Origin of the sequence: Agrobacterium sp. NPDC089420 (assembly GCF_044900305.1) — a bacterium.
In the GTDB taxonomy this organism is placed as follows: Bacteria; Pseudomonadota; Alphaproteobacteria; order Rhizobiales; family Rhizobiaceae; genus Agrobacterium.
The window spans coordinates 1-11155 of record NZ_JBJDMY010000041.1; the positions used below are offsets into that span (position 1 = coordinate 1).

Annotated in this window: 4 protein-coding genes and 2 pseudogenes; 2 read left to right on the plus strand and 4 right to left on the minus strand. The window is 49.5% G+C overall.

The window, feature by feature from the left end; all coding sequences use genetic code 11:
* Window positions 1–169: 169 nt before the first annotated feature.
* Window positions 170–1759: an IS66 family transposase gene (tnpC, locus tag ACI2KA_RS26355; RefSeq protein WP_404505399.1), complete on the plus strand. Its 1590-nt coding sequence runs from the start codon at window positions 170–172 to the stop codon at window positions 1757–1759.
* Window positions 1760–1782: 23 nt separating this feature from the next.
* Here tnpC and ACI2KA_RS26360 read toward each other — a convergent pair.
* Window positions 1783–2031, minus strand: a pseudogene (locus tag ACI2KA_RS26360) (IS21 family transposase); the annotation flags it as partial.
* A 117-nt stretch (window positions 2032–2148) separates the two neighbouring features.
* Between ACI2KA_RS26360 and ACI2KA_RS26365 the strand changes: the two are divergent.
* Window positions 2149–2406: pseudogene (locus tag ACI2KA_RS26365) on the plus strand (IS3 family transposase); the annotation flags it as partial.
* A 15-nt stretch (window positions 2407–2421) separates the two neighbouring features.
* On the opposite strand, the gene ACI2KA_RS26370 reads toward ACI2KA_RS26365, so the two are convergent.
* The 3 genes from ACI2KA_RS26370 to ACI2KA_RS26380 form a co-directional block, all read right to left on the minus strand.
* Window positions 2422–8589 carry a calcium-binding protein gene (locus ACI2KA_RS26370; RefSeq protein WP_404505400.1) on the minus strand — a complete coding sequence of 2056 codons (6168 nt, stop codon included), beginning with the start codon at window positions 8587–8589 and terminating at the stop codon, window positions 2422–2424.
* Window positions 8590–8766: 177 nt separating this feature from the next.
* Window positions 8767–9879 (minus strand): hypothetical protein, encoded by a 1113-nt coding sequence (locus ACI2KA_RS26375; RefSeq protein WP_404505401.1) that lies wholly within the window; start codon window positions 9877–9879, stop codon window positions 8767–8769.
* Window positions 9876–10271 carry a hypothetical protein gene (locus tag ACI2KA_RS26380; protein ID WP_404505402.1) on the minus strand — a complete coding sequence of 132 codons (396 nt, stop codon included), beginning with the start codon at window positions 10269–10271 and terminating at the stop codon, window positions 9876–9878. The genes ACI2KA_RS26375 and ACI2KA_RS26380 overlap by 4 nt, the downstream gene beginning before the upstream one ends.
* Between the last annotated feature and the right edge of the window lie 884 nt (window positions 10272–11155).

The window sequence follows — 11155 nt, forward strand, 5'->3', positions numbered from 1 at the left end:
CTGATCGCATCGCAAACCTCCGGTTTGCACCAGAGATTCAGATTCATCGCGTTTTGGGAAGGCCAAAGAGTCGAGATCAGCGAGGCGGCGTATAAAACCCCTGCGGCGAATTGAATCATGCACCTGAAACTGCGGGCGGATCACAGCGAAATATGCTCTGATCAGATCCATGACGCGACCCGATATAGAACTCCCGGATGATGTAGAGGCACTCAAGGCCATGGTTCTTGCCATGGCCGAAAAGGCCGCTCGCGTCGAGGCTTTGGAAAAGCAGGTCGACGATCTCGAGGCCCGAAATGCTGATGCCGATGAGCGCATCGAGCGGCTGACACAGATCCTGAAAGCTTTTGACCGCGCGCGTTTTGGGCGGCGTTCAGAGAAACTTGCAGCGGCCAGTGTCGATGACGAGCAGCATGCCTTTGTCTTTGAGGAGATCGAGACCGGCATTGCGGCGATCAGGGCCAAGGTTACGAACGGCATCAACAAAGATGGCAAACGTCCACCGAGGCCACGCAAGGGCTTTGCGCCGCATCTGGAGCGTATCGAGGTGGTGATCGAGCCGGAAGACTTGCCGGAGCATGCGGGCAAGACAAAAATTCTGATCGGAGAAGACATATCCGAACGACTGGATGTCGTTGCAGCGAAGTTCCGTGTCATTGTCACGCGCCGTCCCAAATATGCTTTTAAGAACGAAGATGGCGTGATCCAGGCTGCGGCCCCGACACATATCATTGAGGCGGGCATCCCAACCGAAGCGCTTCTGGCCCAGATTGCGGTCTCCAAATATGCCGATGGCCTACCACTCTATCGGCAGGAAGCGATCTACGCCCGCGACAAGGTCGACCTTGACCGGAGGCTAATGGCTCAATGGATGGGAAAGCTGGGGTTCGAGCTCGACATCCTCGCCGATTACATCCTGAACGAAATCAAGAAGGCGGAACGAATATTTGCCGACGAGACGACCCTGCCGACACTGGCGCCTGGATCCGGGTCGGCGAAAACCGCATGGCTGTGGGCTTATGCGAGGGATGACCGAACGTTCGGAGGCAACAGCCCGCCCATGGTGGCCTATCGCTTCGAAGACAGTCGGGGGACCGATTGCGTGGCACGGCACCTCAGCGGCTATCGCGGGATTTTGCAGGTTGACGGGTACGGGGCCTACAGCAAACTCGTACGCAAGGACGGCGGCAACGACGGCGTTATTCTGGCTGGATGCTGGTCACATAGCCGCCGCAAGTTCTATGAATTGCATGTCGCCAAAAGCTCCAAGGTGGCAACAGAGACAGTCGAGCGAATGGCAACGCTCTGGGAAATAGAAGATACCGTCCGTGGCCAAAGCCCTGAGGCGCGTGTCGCTGCCCGACAAGAACGCTCGGCGGCGATAGTCCGTGACCTCTTCACTCTCTGGCAGACGACTTTGCCGCGAGTATCAGGCAAATCCAAACTCGCCGAAGCTCTACGGTACTCGATCAAGCGTCGTGACGTCTTCGAACGCTTCCTGACGGACGGCCGTGTCGAGCTCGACTCCAACATAGTCGAGCGAGCGATCAGACCACAGGCGATCACAAGAAAAAACAGTCTCTTTGCCGGCAGCGACGGCGGCGGCAAGACATGGGCGACAATCGCGACGCTGCTGCAGACTGCAAAGATGAATTCTGTCGATCCCCAGGCTTGGCTGACGCAGACGCTCGAGCGCCTCGCAAATGGCTGGCCCAGCAGCGAGATCCATAACCTGATGCCGTGGAGCTACAAGGCCTGAACGGCCTCAGCTTGTCGCTTACCATGCAACTGCTTCATCGTCCGCTTCTGTTTACGGTTCTTCTTGGATTCGGTCTTCAGCCAGGCAGACAACCGATCGGCAAAAGGATCGAGCTTGCTCGGCCGCTCCGGGACCTTGAACTTCGGCTCCACGCCGTCCAGACGCAGGTATTTGCGGATGGTATTCCGGGATAGGCCAGTCCTGCGGCAAATCTCCCGGATCGATAAATGTTCTCGAAAATGCCAGCGTCGGATCACGCTCAATAACGCCATGTCGATCACTCCATAGCCCTCGCTGAAAACATGCGAGGGAAGGTTGGAACATGGGTCAATTCTCAATGGAAATATCACGCCACGCCGGGTCAGTTCTCAGTGGCAATCAACATCCCGAAGGGCTGCTCACAAGATAATGCCACTTGCGAAGAGTTCTTCGGCCGACTGAAAACCGAACTCTTCTATCCACGCGACTGGAAGGAATTCGTTGCCGAGGTGGATGCCTATATCCGCTCGTACAATGAGAAGCGCATCAAGATATCGCTGGGATCGCTCAGCCCGGTCGAATATCGTAAGAGCCTCGGCCTGAACTTATACAGCAGTCCAACTTTTTATCCACATCTCCCTCGCCGCGTGTCACCGTTAAAATATTGAGGCAATGGTCAGATCCTATGCAATGAACCGCACGTCATCCCGATGCAGGTCAGAAAGATTGACATTTACGAGCGTGAGACCGTTGGTGCCGTCGACATTGATGATCGTATCATTTCCGACTTGCGAGGCTGCTGCAAGAACGGCCTCAAAATCCGCCAGGACGCCACCGCGGAATTCGAGAACATCATCTGTTCCTGCTCCCGCAACAAAGTCACCGATCGTATCCCAGCCGAAGTCAGGCTTGAATACGAAAGTGTCGTCGCCCGCGCCACCTTCAAGATAATCGCCCGTGTTGCTGAAACCTTCGATCACATCGTCGCCAGGTGTGATGAGTTGCGAAAGAAGCACATAACGCATGTCAGCCTTGCTGTAGGTCCAGTCCGTAAATACGAAGTTCTCCACGCCTGCGTCATCATCGAGGAGCGTATTCTTCACAAGGATGAATCCACCATCACTAGCACCTGATGACGATTCGGGAACCGTGATAATCAAGTCTTCTCCCAGCCGAGAGAAACCGACGTCGGAGAAAGCGAGATCAGTCATTGTCAAACTGTCAGAATCCCCCTCCGCCAAAGCTTCGACAATCACATCCTCACCGTCACCTTGGGCATAGGTGTAAGTATCATTGCCAGTAAACCCGATATAGGTGTTGTTTGCAGGTTGGTTTACGAACGTATCATTGTTCGCGGTACCCCGAATTGGAATGGCATCAGTGATCTGACTGCGATCCCAAACGACTCCGTTAGCAAATTCGATACGATCAATCCCCCAGGATTCATTCGCCGCATAAAACTGCCAGTCGACCGTGATGGTTTCATTGGTCGAAAAGACCTTAATCAGCAACGCGTCGCTGGATCGGCTGAATTCAACATCGGACGGGTTTAGGTCAACTAAGCGCAACGTGTCTACTTCAGCATTCGAGCCAGAGTTTTCTTTGATATGATCGTTTCCATCCCCAGACACATAGATATAAGTGTCGCTGCCAACACCACTGTTGAATACATCGTCACCCAATCCACCGTGGAACACGTCATTTTCTGACGTGCCATAAAGAGTGTCGCCACCGGACGTACCATTGATCCGAGATATCGCAGCGAGCCTGATCTGCTCTCGTCCCCAAACACTGCCATCGGCAAACTCGATACGATCAACCCCCCAGGATTCATTCGCCGCATAAAACTGCCAGTCGACCGTGATAGTTTCATTGGTCGAAAAAATACGGATCAGCAAAGTGTCGTCTGATCGGCTGAACTCAATGTCGGCAGTATTAAGATCGATGAGGCGAAGCGTATCAACTTCCGAATTCGAACCGGAATTCTCTGTGATACGGTCGTTTCCATCGCCCGGCGCATAAATATAGGTGTCGCTACCAATGCCACCGCTGAGAACGTCATCACCAAGTCCGCCATGGAATAGGTCATTTAGAGAGGTGCCAGATAGTGTGTCGTCACCAGACGTTCCCTTAATTCGGGATATCGCGGCAGCCTCAATCTGATCTCTGTTCCAAGTCGTACCATTAGCAAACGTAATGCGGTCGATACCCCAAGATTCATTCGCTGCGTAAAATTGCCAGTCAATCGTAATCCTCTGACCAGTTTCGAGGACATCAATAGTCAAAGCATCGCCATTTTTGCCGAATTCCACATCATTTTCGTTTAGATCGTCAAGGCGAAGTGTATCTATGTCGGCATTTGATCCTGAATTCTCCCTAATTTGATCGTGTCCATCGCCAGAGCGATAGATATAAGTGTCGCTACCCGCACCGCTGCTGAATACATCGTTACCCAACCCACCATAGAAAATATCGTTCTCAGACGTTCCATTGAGGCTATCGTCGGCAGTCGTGCCAACAATGGTCGCTTCCTCTGGGTCACTACCCAGCGCTAGGGCAATATCCGTTGTCAACCACACTGTACCATCGGCAAAGACAATTCTCTCAATACCACGCTCGGCATCGCCTCCGAGGGCGTTCAAAATCAAAATAGACCCAGCACTATTCACACTTTGGCTGGTCGGAGCGACAGAGATAGTAAGGTCGCGACCACCTCGGACCAGACTGACCTCTTCAGGATTAATGTCGAGAAAGACAAGTTGGTCGTCTGCACCGTTTAAAACGTCTTCAATTATAGTATCGTTGCCGTCTCCGCGACGATAGATATAGGTGTCATTACCGCTACCAGCCTTAAGAACATCGGTTCCAGCTCCACCCTCCAACCGATCATCACCAGCCCCGCCGTCAAGAGTGTCATCTCCGAGGTATCCGAGCAGACTGTCATTGCCGCTACCTCCATATAATTTATCGTTGCCGAAGCGACCGTCGAGGACATCGTTACCTTCTCCGCCAAGGAGTATGTTATCGGCGTCATCCCCAAGCAGGTAATCACCGAATCTCGTGCCTGTTATATTTTCGATTTCTGAAACGGTCGCGATTAAACGATCATGTGGTGTCGCAATTATCGCGCTATCGGATGTGTAGGCCGTACCGCCGTCCGCAACGAGATCGACATGTACAGCGCCTGCAAAACTCTCAAAGTTGAGGGTGTCATTGCCGTCGCCGCCGTTAATTGTGTCTACATCACCAATATTCGACAGGCTGATTTTTATCTCGTCCTCACCGTTATCGCCAAATATAAGGTCGCTCCCCCCTTTGCCATCGATGACGTCATCGCCACCGCCTCCGCCAAGCCTTTGGTTAAGATAAGAGCCGGTGATAATGTCATCCCGACCGTCGGCTTGGAAGAAATGAGACCCCTCATGCGACCAGAATTTTATATCGGCTCTATCCCATGACGTTCCGTTGTCGAAAACGATCCGATCAATCCCATAGTTGTAAGAGCTATCAACTGCCTTCACGTCCGTTATAAACTGTGTATCGTCAATAAATCTGATAATGAGATTATTACCATCCACGCTGAGGCGGAGATTTTCGGCCAGAAAACCGTGCAAAAAAAGCGTGTCAATTTCAATATTTGAATAAGAACCGTCATATATTATATCATTACCGTCCCCACGACTGTAAATAAAAGCGTCATTTCCATTATATTGCTGAACATGACTTAAGCTCGAAGAAGAGACAAGCGCATCGTTGCCGAGACCCCCGATAAAAGTGTTATCGCCGATTTCACCGCTTACGAGTGTGTCTTTGCCGATACTTCCCCTGTACCAACTTTCGCTGTAGATGCGGTCTCGATCCCAAATCTCACCGTCAGCGAATTTTATTTCATCGAAGCTGTATCGGAGGCCATCGAATAGACCTACGCCGGTAATCACTTGTCCGGTTTTAAGGTCCTTGACATAGACGTCATTGGAATATCTGCTCAGTTCGACCTCCGAACTGAGCAGATCGACAAGCAATAGGGTGTCAGTGGCGCCATCGTTCACGATGCCACCATCTATTATGACATCATTGCCATCGCCACTTCTGTATACGAATGTATCTGCGCCGTTATCAGCGCTGGCCCAAATATCTGAAACAATCGTATCGTCGCCTTCGTATCCAATAAATGTATTGTCAGACAGGGAGTACGTGGTGATTATATCTTTACCGCTCGTGCCACGGAACCAAGCCTTATCCCAAAGTTCGGCACGACTCCATACGACGCCGTCGGAGAATTCAATTCGGTCAATACCAATTCCACTCGAAACAGTTTGACTAGAGTCGAAAAAGCCAAGCGACGTAATTGAACCCTCTATGGCTTGAAAGCTTATCTTGAGGTCCAGACCAATTCTGGACAACACCACGGAACTTGAAGCAATGTCGGTCAATCTGAGAATATCTATTTCTGATACGGAAGACGAATTGTCTGTGACAACGTCATTCCCATCACCAGCCGAGTAGATGAAAACATCATTACCGTTTGAAAACATAGACGCTGTCGACAGGATAATATCGTCACCCTTTCCTCCTATGAAGATATCGGCAGCCTCTTCCCCTTCGCCACTATCATGACTTACCAGCGTATCATCACCGTCTCCGCCATACAATTGATCCCTGCCATGGCCGCCATCAAGATAATCCGCGCCACCACCGCCGTAGAGAACGTCATCACCGTCTCCACCATAAAGTGTATCTACCCCTGATCCCTCGCTTGAAGAGGCTGAATACTCGTCACCGTACAGATGATCGTTGCCATCGCCGCCTAAGAGTGTGTCGTGACCGGCCCTCCCAACGAGGATATCGTTGCCGCCCCGACCGTCAAAGTAATTATGGCCTTGTGAAAATAGATAAATATCAAGATATTTATATTCACCTTTATAGATGACTTCATAGGCACCAATGATATCAGCATCGCCGCTACCGAGAGCGATGTCATTCCCTGAAATAGAATAATATCTTGTATATGTAATTCCGTTTTCAAGATCGTAATAATTTCCAAGATCTTTTGAATCTAACAGATGAGGCTCGTAAACTTCGGAGTTCGCGCGTCTGAGCTCATCATAAAATACTGTATACTGTATGATCCCATTTATAGCATATATTCGTATATCCAGATCGGCTGCCGTATTAACTATAGACGACATGATCGTATAACGGCCCCACACAAATCCGTCCGAGAACACAACTTGCTCCAAGCCGGCGCTATACTCGTTCCAATCATCCAAGACGTTCTCAACGCCGACGAATTGGTCTAATATCGATATAACCTCGCCAGATGATTTGACATGAATGAGCAAATTCGTGCCGCGCCGGATAAATTCGACATCACCGCTGCGTAGGCCCAACAACTCGAGCGTATCGACCCCTGAAAAACTAAGTTCTTCTATGATGTCGTTTCCGTCTCCCATTGACCAGATGTACTTATCATCTCCACCTTGGCCCAACAGAGTGTCCGAACCGGCCCCACCGATGAACGTGTCAGCCTGATCCGTTCCGACCATGTAGTTTTGCTCGTCACTCCCACGAAAGAACGCGAGTCGGGAAATCGTCACCCTGTCCCAGATTATCCCATTCTGAAACTCGATTTTATCAATGCCCCAATTGCCGAGTTCCCCCGTCTCGGAGTCCAATCGGAAAAAATTCAATATACTAATACTGTCCCCGTCAGCACCGATAGAGACCAGAAGGTCAGAGCCAATACGCGTGAGTTCGACATCTGCCGGATCGGTCCCAAGCAACTTCAAGATGTCTGTTTCGGCAGCGCTGCCGCTGATATCTTCGATAACATCTCGTCCATCACCCGGAGCAAAGATCACGGTATCATTGCCTTGTGAAAGATTGATCTTGTCGTTACCTGCGCCAGCACGCAAACGATCATCGCCAGATGTATCATAAATAACGTTACTGCGATTATTGCCCACAGACGTGGCTTGTGCCGCTATTTCATTGCGTGAAATCTCAGTTCCATCAGCAAAAATGATCCTGTCTATTCCAATGGCGCTGTGACCCCACTCATCGTAAAAACCCTCGGAGATTATCGAACCTTGTGTAGCACTGATATTTACTCTGAGCGCATTGCCAATCTTTTCAAAAGTGACATCCGCCAGATTTAGATCGGTCAGGATAAGAGTATCGGTCTCGCCGATATCTGTGTCCCTGTCTCGGATAAGATCGGAACCGTCGCCCGACGTGTAAATGTAGGTACTTTCTCCAGGGCCAGAGACTAAAATATCATCTCCATGCCCACCGGCAAAAACGCCGTTGCTGTCTGGAGCAAGTCCTTCTTCACCACTTCCGCCAAAGAAGATGTCTCCTCTTGCGGCGGTGTTGATGATATTTTTCAAAACTGGATCTGACCAGCCTGCAACGGCTTGCTCGATTGCCAGGGCATAATTGTCTTGGTCGCCTCCAAAACCAACCGTCAAAAATCCCTGAAGACCACTCAACGCTTTAACGACGTACTCGACGGCCCCGCCGTGCCGGGTTGGGAGAAGCGCCTCCATGACATCGAATATAGTTTTTACACTGCTGGCCGCTTCAGCTGCTGTGAGTGGCTTGTCTTCTGACCGCGGCAGATTAAGCAGTACGAATGCAAAGTACGGGCTATCGGAGATGGTTGACAAATCCCCTCCGCGCAGAATTATACTCTGACCAATCTGGGTGAGAAAGAGGGTAAGCAGCACGTCGGTAATCTGGTCGAAGCTGCTTGCAATGGCTGCGCCAGATTGAACTGTGTTCGGCGACGTACTGACCTCTCCACCGAACTGCATTTCCCGATATGTATCACCGAAAAAACGCTCTACCAAGGCAAGCTTTTGGGCGTCAACATAGTTGCCCCGGGAATTCTGATCAATATTGTCAACGCCAGCCCAACGAAGGATCAGCGCGGAAAAATCTTCACGCAGATCGCCGACAGAGAGGTTGGCAGCATTGTCCGTGAGCGCTTTCCAGTCCTCAAGGAATGCCGAGTCGCTGGATAGTTTTCATAATATGGAATTTATCTGACCGCTTCCCGGTAGTTGAGGCAGCATTACGCCGATCTCGGAGGCCGTGAAATCTGGCGTATTGTCCGATCTCGTATCTTGGCGATCCGTCTGGAAATAGATGCTTTGGGCAACTCCCAAAGCTCCGCTCGCCCAATTGAAAGACGCCTGGAAACCTACACCATGGCCAGTGTTGGTACCATCCACAACGGCCCGGTCCAAAGATATCGATTCGATCCCAGCCTCTGTCAGCGTTAACAACTCGCCGTCATCCGTGACGCCATTCTGGTTGAGATCACGCCAAATCTTCAGCCTGTCAAAAACCTCATCATCCGCGCTGATTTTGCCGTCCCTGTTGCTATCCAGAGTTTCAAGAACAGCAAATCCATCCTTTGACGCAGAGCCAAACAACTCGTAGGCGCCATCTACTTTTCCATTTGAGTTTTTGTCGTCAACCAAAATACCGTCATCTGGCGAAACCCAACCTGTCTTTTCTGCAAACCCATCACCATCATAGTCAAAATGAACATTCGAAACGTCGAGAGAAACAAGCTCAACACCGTCCCCGTCAAGATCGAGGATGAGGGGATCGGCTAAAATCTGTAGAAGCGGTTTGTATAGGTTGTCGAAAATCCAGTCGCTAATTGGGCTGGTAAAAATCTCGTCCGCGAAATAAAGCGCAATAGCGAGAACGCCCACTGCCAGCATATTCCCTATCGGACTCATTGCCAAAAGTCCTAGCCACAACGCTGGCACTGGAGATAATGCAAGTGCAATCGTTGCGACAAAAGAGACGGCGGCCAGAACGCCAATACCTGTAACGGCCCCCACACCCATACCGATAAAAACTTTCGCAACAGCGTCGGGTGAAATACCCTCTATGTAAACCGTAGATCCGGTTTCCAGAGATTTTCCGACACCATCCAAGATTTCGCCAAGTGCAACAGCACGCGGATTATTCGATTGCTGGAGTGCGGAACCCGCTGATTGTAAATATTTCGCAGGCGTATCAAGAGACTCTCCCATGAGATGAGCGACCTCTTTGAGATCATTTCCGATACCCTCAACAAGCAAGTCAATCTTCGAATTTTCAAAAAGCGCCGTGTATGTCAAGATTTCTCTCCACGAACAAACTTCGCCAGAATACGTTTTCTGGGATTGAACAAAAAAACGCAAATAAAAGTCAGAGCGGATGGAATTAGAGGGTTTATATTTACAGCAACAAAAAATATTAACACAAACAGAGACAATAATGATCCCATAAGAATATTAACAAATGGATTGGTTATAGTTATTACAAAAGTAATAAAAATTGCTTCTTTTATATTTTTCGGCTTCCGCCCGTATATAGCCGTGGAGTACTCAATAACATTGTTTGGATAACGTTTTTTGATTTTTTTAGAATCCATCGCCGCCCTCCAGAAAGTGACACCGCCCGGTTTTGTGCAGGGTTTTCCATGTGCAATTTTTAACAGATTTTCAATTCGCAGAAAAGATGCTGCCATGATGAGTCCGTAACCGTAAAATGACCGAACGCGAAAGGATTTTCGGGCAAACGTTGACGGCATTTAGAGCGCCGGAAACAACCCTTTGCGGATGACAAGCGCGAGGTCATTCGCGGTAAGGCAGATGAGGATGGTTACCTCGGGGAGCAGAACATTCCCGCAGTTTGAAGGCTTGCTATAACGATCGCAGCTACGTGCCCGCCCAAAGCAGCACCAGCACGTCGTGAGCAACATTTTCGGCCACCTGCCCTCGGATTTTCCGGTGTGATGGAGCCAGCAAGCGAGCCGAAACAATCCAGAATGTAAGGCTGCAAATACGGAAGATCAGGAAGCAAATTTGGCTTTATTACTTGAAGTCCTGACAATAAAGCAGCAACAACGTCGACAGTTTTGGAGAGTTGATCTAGGCTGTGAGCATCATTATTATTTGCCATTCTGAATAACTCTTCTAAGGACGGCCAAAATATTTCCGATCAAGATATAAATACATACGGGAATTAACGTCATTACTACGACTATATTTGGTGAAAAGCCATCAAATACACAAAGCTCATTCACACCAGATCGCGACACAATGTATTTATTGCCATCGAGTAGCATTAGTATGGGAATCACAGAGAATATATTCGTTACAGAAATATACAAAAATATAAAATTTATGCAATAAGATATAGCCGTTGATATCAAAGCTATTACAAGAAATATAAACCAAATTGATCCGTACAATATAGAAATTGTCGCCAGAAGCGCATCTATATAAACATTACATCTATATATTATACCCCACCTGTAATACGCCGCCTCGCTGATCTCGACTCTTTGGCCTTCCCAAAACGCGATGAATCTGAATCTCTGGTGCAAACCGGAGGTTTGCGATGCGATCA